A 19,791-nucleotide genomic window follows, 5' to 3' on the forward strand; every position below is an offset into this window, starting at 1 on the left:
CACCCCGACGTCCTGGACTGGGCCGCCGCCAACGACGTCGAGCTGGTGTTCCTGCCGACCTACTCCAGCTGGTTGAACTGGATCGAGGCCGAGTTCACCGCCCTGCGCTACTTCGCCCTCAACGGCACCGACCACCGCAGCCACGCCGAGCAGAACGCCGCGATCGCGGCCTACATCCGCTGGCGCAACGCCCGCGCCCAACCCAAGACCGGCTTCGCCACCGACTCACCCATCCGCACCTGGACCCATTACCCGGCCAAGATTGCGTGACGCAGCACTAGGTCGGCGATGATCCACGCGATGCTGGTGCTGCCCATCAGCGCGACCCGGTCACCGCGTCCGAGGCCCAGCTCGCGCAACCCGAACGCCACGCGCGCCACGCGGTCCTGCAACTGCGCCCAGGTCAGCGAGGCCCAGCCGCCGCCGACGCGGTACCGCATCGCCTCGGTGTCGGGCGTTTGGGTGACGCGGTCGCTCAACAGTCCGGAATCGACAATGCCACGGTTGCTCCCCCTTGCGGGCTCTGTGGTCGTTCGCTCGATTCACGCCTTTTTCCCGGAAGCTGCCAAGAGGTCCCAGTCAGTGGTGTCAGGTTGCGACACCGGGCCGATCTTGCGCCCCACGGACCGCATCCTGAGCGGCGTGCACCTCCCTTCGCGCGATCGGACCCCGGGATGCTCATTGCCCACGTGACCGACTCGTTCCACCCGCGGCTGGGCGGGATCGAGCATCAGGTCGTCGACCTGGCGACGCGGCAGGCCGCCGCGGGGCACGACGTGCACGTCGTCACGCGGCAGCTCGCCGCATCCGGATCGGACGCCGGGTTTCCCTTCACCGTCCACCGCCTGCGCTCCGGCTGGGGTGCGCAGGGACGACTCAGGGCGGTTCTCGCGCCGCTGCGTCCCGATGTGGTCCACGCGCACGTGAGCGTCGTGTCCCCGCTCGGCTGGGCCGGGGTGGACGTGGCGGTCGAGCTCTCCGTCCGGGCCGTCGTGTCGGTGCACTCGCTGTGGGTGGGGCCGGGTGTTCTCGCGGCGCGGCTGGCCGGGCTGAAGTCCTGGGCGCGCAATCAGGTGACGGTGGCGGCGGTCAGCTCGCTCACCGCTGACCGCGTTCGCCGCACGTGCCCTGAACTGCCGGTTCACCTCGTACCGAACGGGATCGACGTCGGGTGGTGGCGGGTGCCGCACCCGCCGGATCGCTCCGGCGGGGTGCACGTCGTCGCCGTCGGCAGGCTGGTGTCCCGGCGGGAGCCGATGTCGTTGCTGAAGGCTGTCCGCGAAGTCGCCGGCAGTTCGGACGTCCGCGTGACCATCGTCGGAGACGGACCGGAACGGGCGAAGGCGGAGGCGTACGCCCGGCGCTGCGGACTCGCGTCCGCGGTGTCGTTCGCCGGTGTCCTGCGCCGTACCGAGATCAGGGACCTGCTGGCCGGTGCCGATCTTTTCGTCAACCCGGCGCGGCGCGAGGCGTTCGGCGTCGCCACCGTGGAAGCGCTTTCCTCCGGCGTGCCGGTGGTCGCGATGGCGGAGTCCGGTGTGAACGACTTCGTGTGGCACGGCAAGAACGGGTTCCTGTGCGAGCCCGGCGTCGCCTTGGAGGACGGGCTGCGGGAAATGGTCACCAACCACGATCTGAGGCGCGGTATGGCGGAGTTCGCGGCGGCTCACCCGCTCGTCGTCTTCGACTGGCCAGGGGTGCTGGCCCGCTGGGACGCACTGTACGCATCGGGCAACGAGCGCACGGCTACGTCCGGTCCGCGATCACACCGTCCAAGTAGGATGTGAGATGAGCGGACACGAGCTCGGGATTCCGGACGGGCGTGAGATGGCCGCCCTCCGGGATCACCAGCAGCGTCGCACCACGGATCGTCCGCGCCATCGCGGTTGTCGCCGCGAGCGGCACCCAGTTGTCCCGTTCCCCCGCGATGACGAGCGTGTTCCTGTCGTGGAACCGTTCCAGCCCCGGACGGTGGTCAGCGAACGAGGCCGCCGCCATGAACGCCTCCGTCACCTCGGTCGGCACCTCGGGCAGGAACTTCGCGAGTCCGGCGCGGCGGAAGAGCGGGGTGAGCGCGCGACTCGTCCGGCGCGCCGCCGGGAGAACCTTCCGGATCAGGGCGACGGTGCGCCGCGCGGACACCTCGGAGAGCCGCATCCAGTGCTGTGCCAGGCCGTTCGGGACGCTGTTGATCAGCACGACGCTCCGGACGAGGTCGTGGAACTTCTCGCCCAGCTGCTCGGCGAGTGCGGTGATCACCATCCCGCCCATCGAGTGACCCACGAGAATCACCTGCTCGTCCGGTGCAGCGGTCGTGAGCACCACGTGCAGGTCGCGGGCGAGCTGCACGATCGTCGCGGCAGCCGGCCTCGTCTCGCTGGAACCTCCATGCCCGCGGTGGTCGTAGAACACCATCCGCGCACGGCCGGTCAGCTCGCGGCGCTGTCGGCGCCAGAACCTGAGCGTGGTGTTGACGCCCGTGACGAACACGATCGTCGGCGCGCCCGGCTCGGCTTCCTGCGCCTCGACGTGCAGCGCCACACCGTCATCCGTGATCGTGCGGAGATTCTCGTGGATGGTCATTTCGGGAGTATGACACGAGATCGGGCCCGGACGAATGGAGTGACGACGTGATCCCGGATGCCGTTGCGAGGCCGGTGGCTGTAATGGGACTCAAGGCGGAGTTGTTGCGCCACAAGAGGACCACGCAGACGCGCCTCACCTTCGCGCTGGCCGCGATCGTGCCGGTGCTGCTGGTTCTGACGTTCGCAGGGGCACCCGCGTCGGCGCCGTGGCTCGGTGGCGATATCGAGCAGCTCGCGACGGCGAGCGGCGGCAACTTCGCCATGTTCGTGCTGTTCGCGTCGTGTCGCCTGGCGCTGCCGATGATCGTCGCCGTCGCCTTCGGCTCAGCCATCGCGTCGGAAGCGTCCTGGCAAACGTTGAAGTACCTGCTGGCCCTGCCCGTGCCGCGCCACCGGCTGTTGTGGATCAAGGCATGTAGCGCGTGGGTCAGGTGCGCGGCCGCGTTCGCCGTGGTGGCCGTGTCGGCGGTCGTGGCGGGAACTGTCGCGTTCGGCACGAGCGACGCCGTGAGTCCTCTCGGGGAAAGCGTTTCGTACGGGCAGTGCCTGCTGATGGCGGCCCAGATGATCGGCTACGAGCTCGTTCACCTGTTGTGGCTGGGAGGAGCGGCACTCGTGGTGAGCGTCTCGACCAACCGCACGCTGGTGGCGTGGGGATTGCCCCTCGCGGTGTCCAACCTGTCGCAGATCCTGGATGACCTCCCGCTGCCGGAGAGCGTGCGCGAGTTGCTGCCCAGCCACTTCGGGTTCGCCTGGCTGGACCTCACCAGCACCGATCCTGACTGGGCGAACGTCACGAAGGGGGCTCTGTCCGCGCTGCTCTACTTCGCGGCGTGCTACGCGTTGGCGCACCACATCTTCCGGAAGAAGGACATCACGTGGTGACCTGCGTCTTCTTCCACGCCCACCCGGACGACGAGGCACTGCTGACCGCGGGCACCATGGCGCGGCTCAGCTCGGAAGGGCATCGCGTGGTGCTCGTGGTGGCGACCGCGGGCGAGGCCGGACTGGTCGCGGACGGTGGGAATCCGGGTGTGCTGCGCCGGGCCGAGCTGCGGTCCTCCGCCGCGTTGCTCGGCTGCGATCGCCTGGTGGAGCTCGGTTATCCCGACTCCGGCCTGAGCGGATCCCCGACCGGCTTCTCGGCCCACGACCCGCACGAGGTCGCTCGCCGGCTCGCGGACGTCCTGCACGAGGAGGAAGCGCGGATGCTGACTTCCTACGATCCGAACGGCGGCTATGGCCACCCCGATCATCGGCAGGTGCACCGGGTCGCGACGCTCGCCGCGAAGCTCGCGCGCACACCGATCCTTCTGGAGGCCACTGTGGACAGGACCTGGTACGCGCGCGGGTTGAAAGCCGCGCGGGTGGCAGGGGTCAAGGTACCGCCGGATACCGGTCAGGTGTACAGCTCAAGCTCCGAGATCACGCATCGGGTGGACGTGCGGCCGTGGCTGGCCGAGAAGCGCGCGAGCATGGCGGCGCACGCTTCGCAGGCGTCGTCTCGCGGCGGTGACACGAGGACACTGGCCGTGCTGCTCAGGTTGCCGCGCCCGTTGTTCCGGCTGGCTTTGGGGACGGAGTGGTACGTGCGGCGAGAGATGCTCGCCGGTTCGCGGATGACGCACCCCTTGGCGGAGCTGTGCTGATGCGGGTGCTTGCGTCGGTGGCGTCGCTCGTGCTCGCGCTGGTGTTGCTGGTGATCGTCCTGCCGGGCGTGTCCGGTGTGGACCTGCCGGCGATCGGCGCGGAGCTGGCGGATGTCGGGCCCGTGGTGCTGGCAGGGTTGCTCGTCCTGGCGATGGCGGTGATGTGGTGCGGCAACAACGTCATCACCGGCTCGTTGCCGGGAATGACGCAGTCGCAAGCGTTCCAGCTGGCCGCGGTCGGCACGGCGGTGGGCAACGTCGTGCCGCTCGGCGGCGTGGTCGGCACCACCACGGCGTTCCTGATGGGCACCAGCTGGGGCCACAGCGCGGTGGCGATCGGGGTGTCCGTGACGCTGACCGGCGTGTGGAACCTCGTCGGCCGCCTGTTGTTCCCGTTGCTCGTTCTGCTGTTGGCCGCCGGCTTCAGGTTCCACGCCGGCGACGAGGTGCTCTGGTACGGACTCGCGACCGCCGCCGTGCTGGCCGCCGGTGTGGTGGTGCTGACCCGCAGACGCACGGTCAGCCTGGTCACCCGGATGCTCACGCGCCTGCTCGGCGACCGGCGGGGAGGGGCGTTCCCCGGCGTCACTGACCTCGCGTTCACCGTGGCCAGGCAGAACTGGCAGCAGATGACCATCGCGACGTGTGCGGTGTCGGTGCTGCACGGCGTGCTGCTGTGGGCCTGCCTGGCCGCGGCGGGAACGCGGGTGGAGCTGGGCCTCGCGGTGGTGCTGTTCGCGGTCAACCGCATGCTCGCCCTGGTGGTGATCACGCCGGGAGCCACCGGTGTCACGGAGGGCGGCACCCTCGCCCTGCTGTTCTCCTGGGGTCACGGGGGGCCCGAGGCGGCGGCGGGCGTGCTGCTGTTCACCCTCTTCACCACCGTCCTGGAGTCGTTGGTAGGCGGCGTTTGCTGGTCGTGGTGGACCTTGCGGCGCACCAGGACGCCTCGCCGGGCTGTTGTCAGTGAGTGAGGGGAACATGCCGAATCCTTCCGCCCGGATCTTCGAGCGACTCAGCACCGTCGAAGCTCCTTTCGCCCCGCAACGCCATTTCGCGGTCGCACACGTTCTCGGCGGTGGTATCTCGGGCCTTCTCGCCGCGCGGGTGCTGGCAGACCACGCCGACCGGGTGGTGATCGTCGAATCCGACGGTGCCGACGCCGGTTCGGCCGGCGAGGCACGCCCCGGGGTGCCGCAGGGTTATCAGGTGCACGCGTTGCTGCCGGGCGGGCAGCAGCAGCTCGAACGCTTTTACCCAGGACTGGTGGCGGAAGCTCTCGGCGCGGGCGCGGTCTGGTGTGATCCGGACCGGTTCATCGACCACGTGGACGGCGTGGCGCAGGTCACCACACCCAACGCGGCGGTCATGTCGAGCACCCGGCCGTTCCTGGAGCTGTTGATCCGGCGCCGCACCTTGGCGTTGCCGAACGTCCGGCTGGTCAATGGAAAAGCCATCGGGCTGCGGTACACCGGTGACGAGGTCGCGGCGGTGCGCTACCGGACCGGCACCGGTGAGATCGTCGCGAGCACCGATTTCGTCGTCGACGCCACCGGCCGGTCGAGCCGCGTCGGTGACTGGCTGGCCGAGGGCGGCTGGGCCGCACCGGAGCTCGAACGCCTTCAGGTCGACATCCGCTACCTGACCGCGCGGTTCGAGCGGTCCGCGGCCTGGACCGGACCGCTCACCGGCATCTGCCGCCGCTCGCCGGGGCAGGCGCCGGCCGAGCCGTTGAGAGGGGCGGCCGCCACGGCTGTCGAGGGCGGGCTGTGGTCGGTCATGGTGCACCACGAGGGAATCACCGCAGCCGACTTCGTCGAGCACTGCCGTGCGCTCCCGCCGATCTTCCAAGAGGCCGTCAGCGGGCGGATGGTCGGCGAGGTCGTGCCGTACCGCCATCCCGACAACCGGTGGCGTCACTTCGAGTCCGTGCAACGCTTTCCGGCCAGGCTTGTCGTCGTCGGTGACGCCGTCGCGTCGTTCAACCCCGTCTACGGTCAGGGCATGTCGTCGGCGTCGCTGCACGCGTCCTGCCTGTCGGAGTTCCTGCGGTCGGGCCCTGATTTCACCGACCACGCGCGTCACTTCTTCGAGCTGCAGAAAGTCGTGGTCGAGGCGGCCTGGATCACGTCCTCAACCGGCGACCGGGCAGGGAGGAACAGGGAGGTGCGGCAGGTGCTGATCGCGGCTCTCCGGGACGTGCCGATCGGCACCGCTGTCCGGGCCGTCACGTTCCTGATGGCGCACCCGTCGACCCTGGCCGACCCGGATCTCGTGTCACGCGCGATGCGGGTCAACGGCACGCGCGCGCAGAGTTCCGTCTGATTGGAGATGTTCGATGCCACGTGAGTCCGATTTGGCGCCGGAGGCGACGCACCCCGACACCCGGTTGCTCGAAGCCGACCTCGCCTCGTGGGTGCGCCGGGCTGGGCTGCCCGAGGACGAGGTGCTGCGGAACGGCGTGGCACGGCTGACCGCCGGCGTCCTGCCGGCAGCGCGGACGGAACGTCTGATCGCGCTGGCCCGCTGGATCGCAGTGCTGTTCTGGCTGGACGACAGGTCCGATCACGCCCAGGCGGATCCGGCGGAGGTCAGTGAGTCCTCCCGGTCGTTGCTCGCCGCGATGACCGGGGCCGACGGCGGAAGTCCTTTCGTGAGAGCGGTCGGCGAGGAATGGCGGGTCATCTGCGACCCCATGTCGGAGGCGTGGCGGGCGCGTGCGCTGAAAGCCTTCGCCTGGCACGGTGAGGCGCTCGCGGCGGAGGCCCGGCGCAGGCACCTCATGCCGACCTGGGCGACCTACGGCGACCTGAGGCCGTGGACGAACGGGGTGTTCCTGTACCACCTGATCGTGCACACCGCGAGCGACATCACGGCGTGGCGCAACGACATCGCCTCAGTGGCGCGTGAAGCCGTGTCCGGCGACGTGGAGAACCTCGTGCTCATCACGATGCGCACCGAGTCGTTGACGATGGAGCAGGCCGTGCGGCGGATCGACGACGAGATCTCAGTGCGCTGCGAGGACTACGTCGGTTACGAGCGACTGGCGCTGGAACAGGCTCGGACGTGGTGCGCTCCCGAACGCATGGCGCTCCGGGTGGTGCTGAACGGCATCCGATCCGCACTCGCCGGACACGCGCGCTGGTTGAGCGAGTCCGGCCGTCACACCACCGCGGGTGTCGCACTTTGACACACCGTTCCTGATCGGCTGGAACGGTGGACGAGCCGCGAGCTAGCTTCAGGATCGCTCCAACGCCGCACTTCCAGACGGAGGCCCGCTGATGTACGACGTGCTCATCGTCGGCGCCGGACCCGCGGGCCGCGCGCTCGGCGCCGAGTGCGACCGGCGGGGACTGCGGGTGGCGCTGGTGGAGGAGCACCCGGACCGGCCGTGGCGGCAGACGTTCGGCGCGTGGGACGACGAACTGCCCGCAGGCGTTCCGGTCGCGGCCACCGCACCCGTGCTGCGCGCGATGACCACCACCCAGCACACCATCGCCCGGCCGTACTCGGTCATGGACAACGAACGGTTGCGCGACTGGCTGTCCACACCGGACTTGCCGGTGCACCGCGGCCGAGCGGTCCAGACCGTTCGCGGTACCACCGGAGCCGCAGTTCGTCTCGCCTGTGGCCGGGAGCTGGCTGCGACCCTGGTCGTCGACGCCAGCGGGCATCACCGCGCACTCGCCGGTCATGTGCCCGCCGCGCAGACCGCGTACGGCCTGAAGATCGCCCAGGACCGGGTCGCGGAGCTGGTGCGGCCAGGGGAAGCGCTGTTCATGGACTGGACTCAGCCCGCCGCGACCGAAACGGACTGGCCGACGTTCCTCTACGGCGTGCCGCTGGGCGACGGCCGCGTGCTGCTGGAGGAGACCTCGCTGGCTCGTCGTCCCGGGCTTCCGTTGCGGGAGTTGAGGACCAGGCTGTTCAGCCGGCTGCACGCACGGGGTGTACGTACGGATGACGCCGACGTGGAGAAGGTGCACTTCCCGGTTGAACAAGCGGCCCGCTCCTCGGCGCGTGTGGCGTCGTTCGGCGCGGCCGCCGGGATGATTCATCCGTCCACCGGTTACGGCCTCGCCACCTCCCTGAGCCTCGCCTCGCCGGTGGCCGCCGCCGTCGCACTATCGCTGCCCAACGGTCCCGCGGCAGCGGAAACGGCGTTCCGCAAGGCCGTCTGGCCCGCCTCCGCGAAGCTCGTGCACCAGTTGCGCCGCCGCGGCATGGAATCGGTGCTCGCCATGCCTCCCAATGAGATCCCGCGCTTCTTCGAGGCCTACTTCCGGCTGCCCGCGCACCACCAGCGCGCCTATCTCTCCGGTCGCACGGACCTGCTGGGCACGCTGCACGCCATGAGCGCCCTGTTCGGCCACGCGGACTGGCCGGTGCGGCTGCGCACCGTTTTCGCGGCACTGTGTCCCCGCGCACCCGGAGTTGCGGCATGAGCCTGCCCGATCTGCCCGATCTCGCCGAGAGCATGTTCCTGCAAGGCGCTTTCGCGCCGGTGCTGGGCGAACGAACTGTGCACCGCCTGCGGGTGAGCGGCATACTGCCGCCCGAGCTCGACGGCCTGTTCACCCAGATCGGGCCGAACCCGGTACAGGAGCCCAGAAAGCGCGGCGCGGCGGCCTACTCGTGGTTCACCCAGGACGGCATGGTATCCGGGGTGCGGCTCAGCGACGGCGATGCGTTGTGGTTCCGCAACCGCTGGATCAGGTCGCGCCGCGCCGCGAAGCACCTCGGGGTGCCCCGCCCGTCCGGCCCGCGGCACTTCTTCAACGACACCGTGCACACCAACGTCGTCTACCACGGCAACATGCTGCTGGGACTCGTCGAGACGGGCTGCGTCCCGGTCCGGCTCGACGGCGAGCTGAACACGGTGGCGTACACGGATCTCGGCGGCACGCTGCCACGCGGTTTCGCGGCCCACCCCAAGCTCGACCCGGTCACGGGCGAGCTGGTGGCCATCGCGTACTCGCCCTTGCGCACCAAGGCCGACTACATCGTGGTGAGCTCGCAGGGGAAGGTGTGCAAGCTTGAGCGCCTGCCGCTCGGCGGGCGCCCGATGCTGCACGACTTCGCGCTAACTCGCGGCCACGTCGCCCTCTTCGACCTCCCTGTGCGGTTCGACTTCGCCTACGCGGCGACCGGGCGGTTCCCGTTCCACTGGCACGAACGGCATCGCACCAGGCTCGGCGTCCTGCCGCGCGCCGGTACCGCGCGGGACCTGCGCTGGTTCGACATCGACCCGTGCTTCGTCTTCCACGTCGTCAGCGCACACGAGCAGGACAACCGGGTGATCGTGCGCGCTCTGCGGTACCGCGAGGCGTTCACCGGCAGCGCCGCCGGACCGCTCACCGAGGGTGCGGTGCTCTGGGAGTGGGCCGCCGACCTCGTCACGGGTCGTCTGACGGAACGGCAGGTCGACGACCACGCCCAGGAGCTCCCGCGCTCCGACCCGCGCCGGACCGGCGCGCCGACCCGCTACCACTACGCGGTCAGCGGCCAGATCGCGAACCGCACCCCGGACGCGTTGCTGAAGCACGACCACGTCGGCGAACGCACCGAGGTGCGCGACGACGGCGGTGTTCCCAGCGAACCGGTGTTCGTGCCCCGCGGCGACGGCGAGGACGACGGGTGGATCCTGCACTTCCGGTGGAATCCGGACACGGACACGTCCGATCTGGTCGTGCTGGACGCGCGGTGTTTCACCGACACGCCGGTCGCGGTGGTGCACCTGCCGTTCCGCGTGCCCTACGGCTTCCACTCGAGCTGGATCACGGCGGACGAGCTCAGCTCGGTGGAGATGGCGACCGAAATCCGAGCACAGCGGTGAGGGCTTCCGATGAGCACGAACTATCCCGAGCCGCCGTGGCGGCTCAACGGCCAGTCGTACGCCGGGATCTACCGCTTCCCGGCAGCGCTGATGCCGCGGTTGCCGGCAGGCGTGGTGCCGATCACCCTGGCCGGCCACGCGATCGCTGCCGTCATGTGGGTCGACTACCAGCGGGGCAGCGTCCTCGAGTACCGCGAGTTCCTGGTCGGCGTGCTGTGCCGGGCCGGTCGCAAGGCCTGTCTCACCACCGTGTCCATCTGGGTGGACGACCACCGCTCACGAGTGGGTGGCCGGGCGTTGTGGGGCATCCCGAAGGAGATGGCGAAGTTCTCGTTCCGGCACGGGAAACACGCTGAGCTGGAGATGTCGCTCGGCGAGGCGGGCCGCGTGACCGGGTCGTTCCGCTCCGGCCCGACGCTGCCGTTCAGCACGGGGCTGACCGTCCGGCTGGTGCAGGATCTCAACGGCAGGTACAGGTTCACCAAGCTGCGCTCGCGATGCCGCCTGACGTTCGGGCGCGCCACCCTCGTCCCCGACGTGCCGGAGCTCGGCTTCTTGGCTCAGGGCAGGGCGATCGCGCACGTGGGCCTGCGCGACTTCTCGGCGCTGTTCGATGTCTGAGCGGGAGAACCTGCTGGACCGGTTGCTGGTGGCGCGGTTCCGTCGCATCTGCCGCCGCAACTCGGGCTTCGGCTCCGGTCTGGCGGGGTACGCGGGCGCGATGGACCAGGTCCGGCAGATCGCCGCGGCGGGCGACGAACGCCGGCGTGCGATCATCGACGCGGACCTGCGGGATCTGTTCTCCCGCCCGGTGCTCGCGGTGCTGCGCCCGGTCGCCCGGCGGTGGCCGGACGGGCTGGCGCGGGTGGTCGTTCGGCTGATGCCCGCCGGTTTTCGCTGGCTGGTGGGTCCGATCGCGGTCCGCGACGCCACGACGATCAAGATTCCGCGGTGCCGTTTCCTCGCCGAGGGTGGTGCGGACGCGTGCCTGCGCGTGTGCCGGACACCTACGGCGAGCTTCTTCGCCGAGCAGGTGGGCCTGCGCGCGGAGCTGCGTCCCGACCTGACGGCGGGCAGCTGCACGATCCGCTTCGGCACCTCCGCCGTCAGCCGATGAACAGACTGTTCCCGGCGCGCCTCGGCCTTGCCGACGCGTCCCCGCCGGCGGCCGCAGACTCGACCGCCTGCAGCACCGCGCCCGCCGGGAAGAGCCATCGGTGCGCCGGATCGGGCGGGCAGTACCAGATCGTGCCGCCCTGCTCCGCAGTAGACGCTAGGGGCAGGCGCAGCATCGTCGGCGCGGTGAGGAACCGCGCGCCGACGGGGAGCTGGAACTGGCCCAGCACCGAGGTGTCCGCCTCCGCGAGGAACACCACGCGGGGTTCGGTCGTGGCCAGCAGCAGTGCGGGCGTGCAGCGTTCGACGCGTTCCAGCGTCGCTCTCACCGCGGGTGCCCACGAAGCGGGGACGTCGATCGCGACGATGCCGCGGCCGAGCAGGAGACGACCCCCCGATTCGTCGGCATCGGTGCGCCACCCCATCACCGTGCTGTACCACCGCGCTGACCGGCCGGCCGGCCTGGGATCACCGTGCACGACGACACCACCTCCTGAAGCGTTTGGGAACGTGTCACCAGCACACCTCACGAGCGGTCCGGCTACCAGGCAGGACACACGGCAGAACCGACCGACAGCTCCTCCGGTGAGGGTGGATAATCCCAACCATGACGAGGCCGATCCTGGACGACTCATCAGACCCACTCAAAGAACTGCTCAAGGGCTACCGCTTGCGGGCCGGCCTCACCCAGGAGGAGCTGTCCGAGAAGTCGGGTGTCAGCGTCCGCGCCATCAGTGACATGGAACGGGGCACGGCCAAAAGCCCGCAGCGCCGCACGATCGAGTCGCTCGCCCCGCCGCTGGCGCTGACTGACGAGGAGCTGGCCCAGCTGCAGAAGGTGGCCAAGCAGGCGCGCACCCGCCCGGCCACCACCTCCGGCACCACGTCGTCGCCGGCACCGTCGCCAGGCCTGCACGATCCGCTGCTGTTGGGCATGCTGCCCCCCGACCTCAACGACTTCACCGGCCGCGAGCGCGCACTGGACGAGCTGAGCGCGATCACCGCCGAGCTGGGAGGTGCAGGCAGCCGCTCCGGCCGTTACGTGGTGCTGAGCGGGCCTCCCGGCACCGGCAAGACCAGCCTCGCGGTGCGCGCGGCCCGCGATCTCGCCGCGGAGTTCCCCGACGGCTGCCACTTCCTGAAGCTGCGCGGGATGTCCACCCAGCCGAACCAGCCCACCGAGGTGCTGCACCCGTTGCTCAGGTCACTGGGCATCAACGCGACGCAGATCCCCGCCGAGCTGGAGCAGCGGGCGAGCCTGTGCCGGTCGCTGCTGCAGGACCGGCGGAGCATGATCGTCCTCGACGACGCCGCAGACGAGGCCCAGGTGCGCGAGCTGCTGGTCGGCGGGCTGCGGTGCCTGACCGTGATCACGAGCCGCTACCTGCTGGTGGGGCTGCAGGGAGTGCAGCGGATCAGCCTCGACGTGCTGGACGACGACGACGCCATCGCGTTGCTGTCGAGCATCATCGGGTCTGCGCGTGTGTCACAGGAACGCGCCGCGGCGAGTGAGCTCGTCGAGCTGTGCGGGCGGCTGCCGCTTGCGATCCGCATCGTCGGCAACCGCCTCGCGAGCAGGCCGGTGTGGCCGCTGAGCCACCTCATCGGCCAGCTCCGCGACCAGGGCAGGCGGCTGACCGCGCTCACCGCCGGCGATCTCGACGTCCGCAGCGTGTTCGACCTGTCCTACCGCCAGCTCTCCCCGAACGCGCGCAAGGTCTTCCGCAGGCTCTCGCTGGTGCCGGCGGCGGACTTCTCGGCGGGAGCGGCGATGGCGCTGATCGACGCGCCGGAGGAGGACGACGCCGCCATCCTTCTGGAGGAGCTGGCCGACGCGAGTCTGTTGCAACCGTCACAACCCTATGGGCGCTACCAGTTCCACGACCTGCTCCGGGTGTTCGCGGGGGAGCGGCTGGCCCAGGAGGAGACCCCGGAAGCCGTGGCGGAGGCGGAAGACCGCCTCGTCGGCTGGTTGATGCACACGGCGACTGCGGCGGGCTGTTACTTCGCGCCGACCGACGGGGTGGTCGTGCCACCGACCGCCACGCGGTCATTCAGCGATCACCGCGGTGCCGGGCGCTGGCTGGAGGAGGAGGCGCAGAACTGGCTGGCCGCGGTGAGACGCAGCTTCGAGAGGGGAGACCACCAGCAGGTGCTCGACCTGGCCGCGGTCATGCACTGGTACGCCGAGCTGGGCGGCACCGAGACGACGTGGGACCTGCTCGACGTCGCGGTCGGGTCGGCGGTCGCGACGGACAACAGGTTCTACGAGGCAGTGCACCGCCACTACCTGTCCTGGGTGCGCCGATCCCAGATGGGCCTGGACACCCAGGACGCCCTCGAGCTGTCGCAGCGGGCCATCGACGACGCGGTGGCGAGGGGCAACCCGCAGCACGAGGCCTGGGCGCGCACCTATCTCGCGAACACGCAGCTCATGTCCGGCCTCCCGGTCGACTATCCCGAGGCGATGAGCGAGGCGATGCGGCTTTTCGAGCAGGCCGACTACCCGCTCGGGAGCAACCTCACGCGCTTCATGCTGGCGGGGTACCTGCACGAGATCGGCAAGCTGGAAGAGGCCGCCGAGGAGTTCGCGGTCTCCCTGGAGTACTTCAGACACCCGTACGGCGGCCGGAAGACCCCGTCGGACGACATCAACTACGCGAACCTGCTGCTGCGCTCGTCGCACAACCTGGCCGCGCTGGACCAGGTCGACCGGGCGCTCGGCCAGCTCGACCTAGCGCTCGAGCTCTTCGAACGCCACGGCGGGACGATGGGACGAGCCCGAACCCTGCAGGCGAGCGGTCAGTTTCTGCGCCAGAAGGGCGACCTCCAGAACGCGCACAGCAAGCTGGCCGAGGCGCTCGACCTGTTCGAGCGAGCCGGGCTGCCGCAGTCCCAGGCGGAGACGCTGGGAGAGATGGCGGATGTGTCCGACCTGCTGCGCGATCCGGTGGCGGCGCGACGCGAACGCGAGCGCGCCCTGGCGCTGTGCGACCGGGTCGACCCCGCCGAGGCCGCGAAGCTGCGCAAGAACCTGACCGAACAGCTCAACGCCTCGTAGGCGGCTTCGCGGCGGTGCTGCCGCGCTGAGGTGACCAAGTGAAGTCCCGGCCCGAACGAGAGCCGGGACTTCTTGTCGTGCTGACAGTTGCAGAGTCAACTTCTGCCAGTTGTTCTGCGTGGTGACGAGGACCGCGGTGAGGTGTTCTTGCAGCCATCGGTACGCGTCTCAACACGGCCTCGTGAAGGAGCTGCCCAACATGGTTCAGCGCACCCCTGACGAGTGGCGGGACCTGCTTCGCGGGGTGTCGGCGGCCGAAGGGGAACGGCTGCTCCTCGCGGAGGTACGCGCGCAGGTGGCGGCGCTGGTGGACGCGGACACCGCCGAGACGTTCGACTCCGGCCTGTCCTGGCAGCGGCTGGGCGTGCGGGGCGGCGTCGCGTCGCGGCTGCTGGCGCGGTTGGGCGAGACGGTGGGGCCGCAGCTGTCCGCTGTCGTGTACTTCGGCCAACCCACTCCCGCGGCGCTGGCCGGACACCTGCGCCGGGTCGTCCTGGGTGAGCTGCCGGACGAAGCCGACGTCTCGGTCGTAGCTGCGGACGAGCCGATCGCGATCCTGGGCATGGCGTGTCGCTTTCCGGGAGGCGTTGCCTCGCCCGAGGACCTGTGGGACCTGCTGCTCGCGGAGCGGTGCGCGGTCTCCGACCTGCCGCAGGACCGGGGGTGGGATCTCGACCTGTTGTGCGGACAGGATTCGGAACGACCGGGCGGCAGCGTCGCCCGGCGCGGCGGGTTCATCGACGGCGGGGTGGACTTCGACCCGGAGTTCTTCGGCATCTCGCCGCGCGAAGCGGTCGCGATGCACCCCCACCAGCGGCTGCTGCTCATCGCGGCACACGAGGCGATCGAGCGGGCCGGCCTGCCGGTCACCGATCTCCGCGGCACCGATGTCGGTGTGTTCGCCGGAGCGGCCGGTCCGGAGTACGGCCCGCACTGGCACCGGCCGACCGAGGAAGTGCGCGGAATGCTGCTCCTGGGCACCGAGCCGAGTGTGGTATCGGGCCGCGTCTCGCACGCGTTCGGGTTCGAAGGTCCTTCCCTTACCGTGCACACCGCGTGCTCGTCGTCTCTGGTGGCGGTGCACCTCGCTTCTTCCGCCCTGCTGCGCGGGGAGTGTTCGCTGGCACTCGCCGGTGGTGTCAGCTATCACACCGGACCCGGTGTCTTCACCGAGTTCAGCAGGCAGGGTGCGCTCTCCGCCGACGGGGTGTGCAAGCCCTTCTCCGCCGCCGCGGACGGCACGGGCTGGGGCGAGGGCGTCGGCGTGCTGGTGCTCGCCCGGCTGTCCGAGGCGGTGCGCAACGGGTATCCGGTGCTGGCGGTCGTCCGGGGCAGCGCGGTGAACCAGGACGGCGCGAGCAACGGGCTGACGGCGCCGAGCGGGCCCGCGCAGGAGAAGGTCATCCGGCAGGCGCTGGCCGCCTCCGGGCTAACCGTCGAAGACGTCGACGTCGTGGAGGCGCACGGCACCGGCACCCGGCTCGGCGACCCGGTGGAGGCGAGTGCGCTGCTGGCGACCTACGGGCGCCGCGGTGCGGATGTCCCGCCTGCGTTGCTCGGATCGGTGAAGGGCAACCTCGGGCACACGATCGCCGCCGCGGGAGTGGCCGGTGTCATCAAGATGGTGCAGGCGCTGCGGCACGGCGTCGTGCCGAGGACGCTGCACGCCGACGAGCCGAACCCGTTGGTCGACTGGTCGTCCGGAGCGGTGCGGCTCGCGACCGAGCGGGCCGCGTGGCCGTCGGCGGGACGTCCGCGCAGGGCAGCCGTCTCGTCGTTCGGCATGAGCGGTACCAATGCCCACGTTGTCCTGGAACAGGCTGCGGAGCCCGTACTGGATGACGTGCCCGCCGATCCTGCGGCGTTGCCGGCGTTGCCGTTCGTCGTGTCCGCGAAGTCCGCCGACGCCTTGGCCGGGCAGGTGGAACGACTGCGGTCGTGGCTCGGTGACCAACCTCTGGTCGATGTCGCCTGGTCGCTCGCCAACCGTCGTGCCGCGTTCGGGCACCGGGTCGTGGTGGCGGCGGGGGATCGCGATGAGCTGCTGGCGGGATTGGCCACCGCCACACCGGTCCGGGCGGTCGACGGCCGCACCGCGTTGCTGTTCGCGGGTCAGGGTTCGCAGCGGGTGGGTATGGGGTTGGGGCTGGTTGCGGCGTTCCCGGTGTTTCGTGAGGCCTGGGATGCGGTGTGGGCGGAGTTCGGGCTGTCCGGCTCGGAGGTCGTGGGTTCTGGTGTGTGTTTGGGTGACACGGGTTTTGTTCAGCCGGCGTTGTTCGCGGTTGAGGTGGCGTTGTTCCGGTTGCTGGAGAGTTGGGGTGTGCGGCCGGATTTTGTTGCGGGGCATTCGGTTGGTGAGTTGGCGGCGGCGCATGTGGCTGGTGTTTTGTCGTTGCGGGACGCGTGTGTGCTGGTTGGTGCGCGGGCGCGGTTGATGGGGGCGTTGCCTCGTGGTGGGGCGATGGTGTCGGTGCGGGCCAGTGAGGCGGAGGTTGGGTCGCATCTTGGTGATGGGGTGTCGATCGCGGCGGTGAACGGGCCGCGCTCGGTGGTGCTGTCGGGCGTGGAAGAGGCCGTGCTCGAGGTGGCGCAACGGTGGGGTTTCAAGCGGTTGCGGGTCAGTCATGCTTTCCACTCGGTGTTGCTGGAGCCGATGCTGGACGAGTTCCGTGTGGTGGCTGAAGGTGTGACGTATTCGGCGCCGGAGATTCCGGTGGTGTCGTCGGGTGATGTGACGTCGCCGGAGTACTGGGTGCGGCAGGTGCGGGAGCCGGTTCGGTTCCTGGATGTTGTGCGGGAGCTGGAGTCGGCGGGGGTGCGGTCCTTTGTGGAGGTTGGACCGGGCGCGACGCTGACCGCGCTGGCACAGGACTGCGTGCGAGAACCGGCGGATCTCGGGTTCGTCCCGATGATCAGGAAGGGGACGGCCGAGGTGTCCGGCGTCGTCGCGGCGTTGGGCGAGGTTTTCGCGCGCGGCGTGCCGGTGGACTGGGACGCCTTCTTCGCCGGTCGTGGAGCGCGGCCCGTCGATCTGCCCACCTATGCGTTCCAGAGCCGGAAGTACTGGATGTCGTCGTCGTCGGGGAGCGGCAGCGGCCACCCTCTGCTGGACGCCGTGGTTGCGCTCGCCGACGGCGGGCTCCTCTGCTCCGGCCGGCTGTCGGCCGGGCGCGTGCCGTGGCTGGCCGACCACGAGGTGCAGGGGGCGCTGGTCGTTCCGGGTGTCGCCCTGCTCGAACTCGCCGGGTTCGCCGCGGACCGCGTCGGCTGCGAGGTGGTCGAGGAGCTGACCATCCAGTCGCCGTTGCTGTTGCCCGAGCAGGGTGAGCTCGAGATCCAGCTCGTCGCACGGGCGGCGGACGAGTCGGGACGTCGGCCGTTCGCCCTGCACTCGCGCGTTGACGAGGAGTGGGTCGAGAACGCCCTGGGTGTGGTGGCGCCGGGTCGGGGTGCGATGACCGGGCTCGGCGAGTGGCCGCCAGCCGGGGTCGAACCGGTGGCGGTCACCGGGCTCTACGACGAGCTGGCTGAGGCAGGGCTGCGCTACGGGCCGTCGTTGCGGGGAGTCCGGAGGGCGTGGCGGCGGGAGGGCGAGGTCTTCGCCGAGGTCGGCCTGCCGAAGGAGGTCGGCGCGTCCGGGTTCGCGGTGCACCCGGCCCTGCTCGACGCGGCGCTGCACGTGGTGGGCTTGCTGCGGCCGGAGACGGCGGGATCGGTGCCGTTCTCGTGGAACGACGTGTCGCTGCATGGCCGGGGCGCGACGGTGCTGCGGGTCCGGCTGGCCGAGACGGTCGCCGGAGCGGTGACCTTGCGGGCGGACGACGGCACTGGCCGCCCGGTGTTGTCGGTGGAGTCGTTGTCCGTGCGGCCGCTGTCGGCCGAGCGGCTCCGGCGGGTCGATTCGCTGTTCCGGGTGGAGTGGCTTCCCGGCGGTTCCGCCGGTGTGCCGGACGAGGTGTTCGAGGTCGCGTCCGGGACGGACGTGCGAGCGGCGGTGACCGCGACGCTGGCGCGAGTGCGGGCCTGGCTGGCGGAGCACCGCGACAGGACGTTGACGGTGTGGACCCGTGGCGCGGCCGCGGATCGGGCCCAGGCGGCGGTGCGGGGACTGCTGCGGTCGGCGCAGGCGGAGCATCCGGGCCGGTTCACCCTGGTCCACGGCGACGCGCCCGTCGTGGTCGAGGACGAGCCGGAGGTGCTGGTCCGCGACGGCCGGGTCTTCGTGCCCAGATTGGCTCGCGCGAAGGCCGAGCCGCGGCCGGTGTTCGATCCGGACGGCACGGTGCTGATCACGGGTGCCTCGGGTGTTCTGGGTGGGTTGGTCGCTCGTCATCTGGTGGCGCGGCACGGTGTCCGGCACCTGGTGCTGCTCAGCCGCAGTGGTGCGGGTGTGGACGGTGTGGACGCGGTTCCGGTGGCCTGCGACGTGGCCGACCGGGACGCGGTGGCGGCGGTGCTCGACGCGATTCCGGCAGCGCACCCCCTGACCGCGGTGATCCACGCGGCCGGTGTGCTGGACGACGGCGTGATCGGGTCGCTGACCCCGGACCGGGTCGACGCGGTCCTGCGGCCCAAGGCCGACGGCGCCTGGCATCTGCACGAGCTGACGCGTGGGCTCGACCTGTCGGCGTTCGTCCTGTTCTCGTCGGTGGCGGGGACGGTGGGCAGCCCGGGGCAGGCCAACTACGCCGCGGCGAACGCTTGTCTCGACGCACTGGCCGAACTGCGGCACGAACAGGGGTTGCCCGCGGTGTCGCTGGCGTGGGGCCTGTGGGCGGACGGCATGGGCGCGAAGGCCGACCGGTCCAGGACGAGCCGGCTTGGCCTGGCCGCGATGTCCGCTGACGAGGGGCTGGCGCTGTTCGACGCGGCGCTGGGTGCCGGCGAGCCGGTCCTGGTGCCGGCTCGGCTCGATCCAGCAGGGTTGCGGGAGGCACCGGTGCTGCTGCGCGGGCTGATCGCGGCGCGGCGCCCGAAGGTCGCCGAAGCCGAGAAGCCGGTCGCCGAACGGCTGGCCGGGCTGACTGCGGCCGAACAGCTCCGCTTCGTCGTCGATCTCGTCCGCAGCCGCGCCGCCGCGGTGCTCGGCCACGCTACGACGGACGCCGTTGAGGAAACCAGGGCCTTCCGCGATCTCGGCTTCGACTCGCTCTCGGGGGTGGACCTGCGCAACGCGCTCAGCGCGGCGACGGGGCTGAGGTTGCCGGCGACCGTGGTGTTCGACCACCCGACCCCGGTCGCACTGGCCGAGCGGTTGCTGCTGGACCTGGTCGATCGCGGCGCCCCGGAAGCTCATCCGGTGCTGGCCGAGTTGGACCGCCTCGAAGCAGGGCTTCGTGCCGCCGAACCCGACGAGCTCCTGCTGAGCGCGGTGACCTCGCGCCTGCAGATCCTCCTGACCAGGTGGAGCGACAAGCGCCGAGCGGCGGAACCGGTGGACGACGAGATCGAGGTGGCCGGTGCGGACGAGCTGCTCGACCTCATCGACGCCGAGTTCGGCAGATCCTGAACCTGTCACAACGCCGGTGCGCCGGTTGCGAGGGA

15 protein-coding genes and 1 pseudogene are annotated in these 19,791 nt (G+C 70.5%); 13 read left to right on the top strand and 3 right to left on the bottom strand.

Features of this window, described 5'->3' with window-relative positions:
- A pseudogene (locus BLQ91_RS37875) lies at window positions 1–270 on the top strand (IS630 family transposase); the annotation flags it as partial.
- On the opposite strand, the gene BLQ91_RS37880 reads toward BLQ91_RS37875, so the two are convergent.
- A complete protein-coding gene (locus tag BLQ91_RS37880; RefSeq protein WP_090105144.1) occupies window positions 249–479 on the bottom strand; it encodes an AMP-binding protein in 231 nt (76 codons plus the stop codon). The pseudogene BLQ91_RS37875 and the gene BLQ91_RS37880 overlap by 22 nt on opposite strands.
- A gap of 210 nt (window positions 480–689) precedes the next feature.
- On the opposite strand from BLQ91_RS37880, the gene BLQ91_RS37885 reads away from it, so the two are divergent.
- Window positions 690–1,787, top strand: coding sequence for a glycosyltransferase family 4 protein (locus tag BLQ91_RS37885; RefSeq protein WP_176960179.1), 1,098 nt, complete (start codon window positions 690–692; stop codon window positions 1,785–1,787).
- Here BLQ91_RS37885 and BLQ91_RS37890 read toward each other — a convergent pair.
- The gene (locus BLQ91_RS37890; RefSeq protein WP_090105148.1) at window positions 1,747–2,583 is read right to left on the bottom strand and encodes an alpha/beta fold hydrolase; all 837 of its coding nucleotides are present in this window, start codon (window positions 2,581–2,583) and stop codon (window positions 1,747–1,749) included. The genes BLQ91_RS37885 and BLQ91_RS37890 overlap by 41 nt on opposite strands.
- 83 nt (window positions 2,584–2,666) lie before the next feature.
- On the opposite strand from BLQ91_RS37890, the gene BLQ91_RS37895 reads away from it, so the two are divergent.
- The 9 genes from BLQ91_RS37895 to BLQ91_RS37935 all read left to right on the top strand — a co-directional run bounded on the left by BLQ91_RS37895 (window position 2,667) and on the right by BLQ91_RS37935 (window position 11,187).
- The gene (locus BLQ91_RS37895) at window positions 2,667–3,470 is read left to right on the top strand and encodes an ABC transporter permease (protein WP_090105150.1); all 804 of its coding nucleotides are present in this window, start codon (window positions 2,667–2,669) and stop codon (window positions 3,468–3,470) included.
- Complete coding sequence (locus tag BLQ91_RS37900) at window positions 3,464–4,234, top strand: PIG-L deacetylase family protein (RefSeq protein ID WP_090105152.1); 771 nt, start codon at window positions 3,464–3,466, stop codon at window positions 4,232–4,234. The genes BLQ91_RS37895 and BLQ91_RS37900 overlap by 7 nt, the downstream gene beginning before the upstream one ends.
- On the top strand, window positions 4,234–5,208 hold the full coding sequence (locus BLQ91_RS37905) for a lysylphosphatidylglycerol synthase domain-containing protein (protein WP_143023031.1): 975 nt from the start codon (window positions 4,234–4,236) through the stop codon (window positions 5,206–5,208). The genes BLQ91_RS37900 and BLQ91_RS37905 overlap by 1 nt, the downstream gene beginning before the upstream one ends.
- Before the next feature lie 7 nt (window positions 5,209–5,215).
- A complete protein-coding gene (locus BLQ91_RS37910; protein ID WP_143023032.1) occupies window positions 5,216–6,559 on the top strand; it encodes an FAD-dependent oxidoreductase in 1,344 nt (447 codons plus the stop codon).
- A 13-nt stretch (window positions 6,560–6,572) separates the two neighbouring features.
- Window positions 6,573–7,424: a terpene synthase family protein gene (locus tag BLQ91_RS37915; protein ID WP_143023033.1), complete on the top strand. Its 852-nt coding sequence runs from the start codon at window positions 6,573–6,575 to the stop codon at window positions 7,422–7,424.
- Window positions 7,425–7,515: 91 nt separating this feature from the next.
- On the top strand, window positions 7,516–8,679 hold the full coding sequence (locus BLQ91_RS37920; RefSeq protein ID WP_090105160.1) for a lycopene cyclase family protein: 1,164 nt from the start codon (window positions 7,516–7,518) through the stop codon (window positions 8,677–8,679).
- Window positions 8,676–10,070 carry a carotenoid oxygenase family protein gene (locus tag BLQ91_RS37925; protein WP_090105162.1) on the top strand — a complete coding sequence of 465 codons (1,395 nt, stop codon included), beginning with the start codon at window positions 8,676–8,678 and terminating at the stop codon, window positions 10,068–10,070. The genes BLQ91_RS37920 and BLQ91_RS37925 overlap by 4 nt, the downstream gene beginning before the upstream one ends.
- Window positions 10,071–10,079: 9 nt before the next feature.
- Window positions 10,080–10,691: an acetoacetate decarboxylase family protein gene (locus tag BLQ91_RS37930; protein ID WP_090105164.1), complete on the top strand. Its 612-nt coding sequence runs from the start codon at window positions 10,080–10,082 to the stop codon at window positions 10,689–10,691.
- The gene (locus tag BLQ91_RS37935; RefSeq protein WP_090105166.1) at window positions 10,684–11,187 is read left to right on the top strand and encodes a beta-carotene isomerase domain-containing protein; all 504 of its coding nucleotides are present in this window, start codon (window positions 10,684–10,686) and stop codon (window positions 11,185–11,187) included. Before BLQ91_RS37930 ends, BLQ91_RS37935 begins: the two co-directional genes overlap by 8 nt.
- Here the strand turns inward: BLQ91_RS37935 and BLQ91_RS37940 are convergent.
- Entirely contained in the window at window positions 11,177–11,611 is a 435-nt protein-coding gene (locus BLQ91_RS37940) for a hypothetical protein (protein ID WP_090105168.1), read from the bottom strand. The genes BLQ91_RS37935 and BLQ91_RS37940 overlap by 11 nt on opposite strands.
- 182 nt (window positions 11,612–11,793) lie before the next feature.
- Here BLQ91_RS37940 and BLQ91_RS37945 point away from each other — a divergent pair, with 182 nt between their 5' ends.
- Window positions 11,794–14,247, top strand: a complete 2,454-nt coding sequence (locus BLQ91_RS37945) for an XRE family transcriptional regulator (RefSeq protein WP_090105170.1) — start codon at window positions 11,794–11,796, stop codon at window positions 14,245–14,247.
- Between the two features lie 199 nt (window positions 14,248–14,446).
- On the top strand, window positions 14,447–19,756 hold the full coding sequence (locus tag BLQ91_RS37950) for a type I polyketide synthase (protein ID WP_143023035.1): 5,310 nt from the start codon (window positions 14,447–14,449) through the stop codon (window positions 19,754–19,756).
- The last annotated feature ends 35 nt before the right edge of the window (window positions 19,757–19,791 follow it).

Origin of the sequence: Lentzea jiangxiensis (assembly GCF_900104175.1) — a bacterium.
In the GTDB taxonomy this organism is placed as follows: Bacteria; Actinomycetota; Actinomycetes; order Mycobacteriales; family Pseudonocardiaceae; genus Lentzea; species Lentzea jiangxiensis.

Excerpts from the sequence above, each read along its gene's own strand:
- BLQ91_RS37920 (WP_090105160.1), top strand. The coding sequence starts at position 7,516 with ATGTACGACGTGCTCATCGTCGGCGCCGGACCCGCGGGCCGCGCGCTC.
- BLQ91_RS37950 (WP_143023035.1), top strand. The coding sequence starts at position 14,447 with ATGGTTCAGCGCACCCCTGACGAGTGGCGGGACCTGCTTCGCGGGGTG.
- BLQ91_RS37890 (WP_090105148.1), bottom strand. The coding sequence starts at position 2,583 with ATGACCATCCACGAGAATCTCCGCACGATCACGGATGACGGTGTGGCG.
- BLQ91_RS37925 (WP_090105162.1), top strand. The coding sequence starts at position 8,676 with ATGAGCCTGCCCGATCTGCCCGATCTCGCCGAGAGCATGTTCCTGCAA.
- BLQ91_RS37945 (WP_090105170.1), top strand. The coding sequence starts at position 11,794 with ATGACGAGGCCGATCCTGGACGACTCATCAGACCCACTCAAAGAACTG.
- BLQ91_RS37940 (WP_090105168.1), bottom strand. The coding sequence starts at position 11,611 with ATGGGGTGGCGCACCGATGCCGACGAATCGGGGGGTCGTCTCCTGCTC.
- BLQ91_RS37915 (WP_143023033.1), top strand. The coding sequence starts at position 6,573 with ATGCCACGTGAGTCCGATTTGGCGCCGGAGGCGACGCACCCCGACACC.
- BLQ91_RS37905 (WP_143023031.1), top strand. The coding sequence starts at position 4,234 with ATGCGGGTGCTTGCGTCGGTGGCGTCGCTCGTGCTCGCGCTGGTGTTG.
- BLQ91_RS37935 (WP_090105166.1), top strand. The coding sequence starts at position 10,684 with ATGTCTGAGCGGGAGAACCTGCTGGACCGGTTGCTGGTGGCGCGGTTC.
- BLQ91_RS37895 (WP_090105150.1), top strand. The coding sequence starts at position 2,667 with ATGGGACTCAAGGCGGAGTTGTTGCGCCACAAGAGGACCACGCAGACG.
- BLQ91_RS37910 (WP_143023032.1), top strand. The coding sequence starts at position 5,216 with ATGCCGAATCCTTCCGCCCGGATCTTCGAGCGACTCAGCACCGTCGAA.
- BLQ91_RS37930 (WP_090105164.1), top strand. The coding sequence starts at position 10,080 with ATGAGCACGAACTATCCCGAGCCGCCGTGGCGGCTCAACGGCCAGTCG.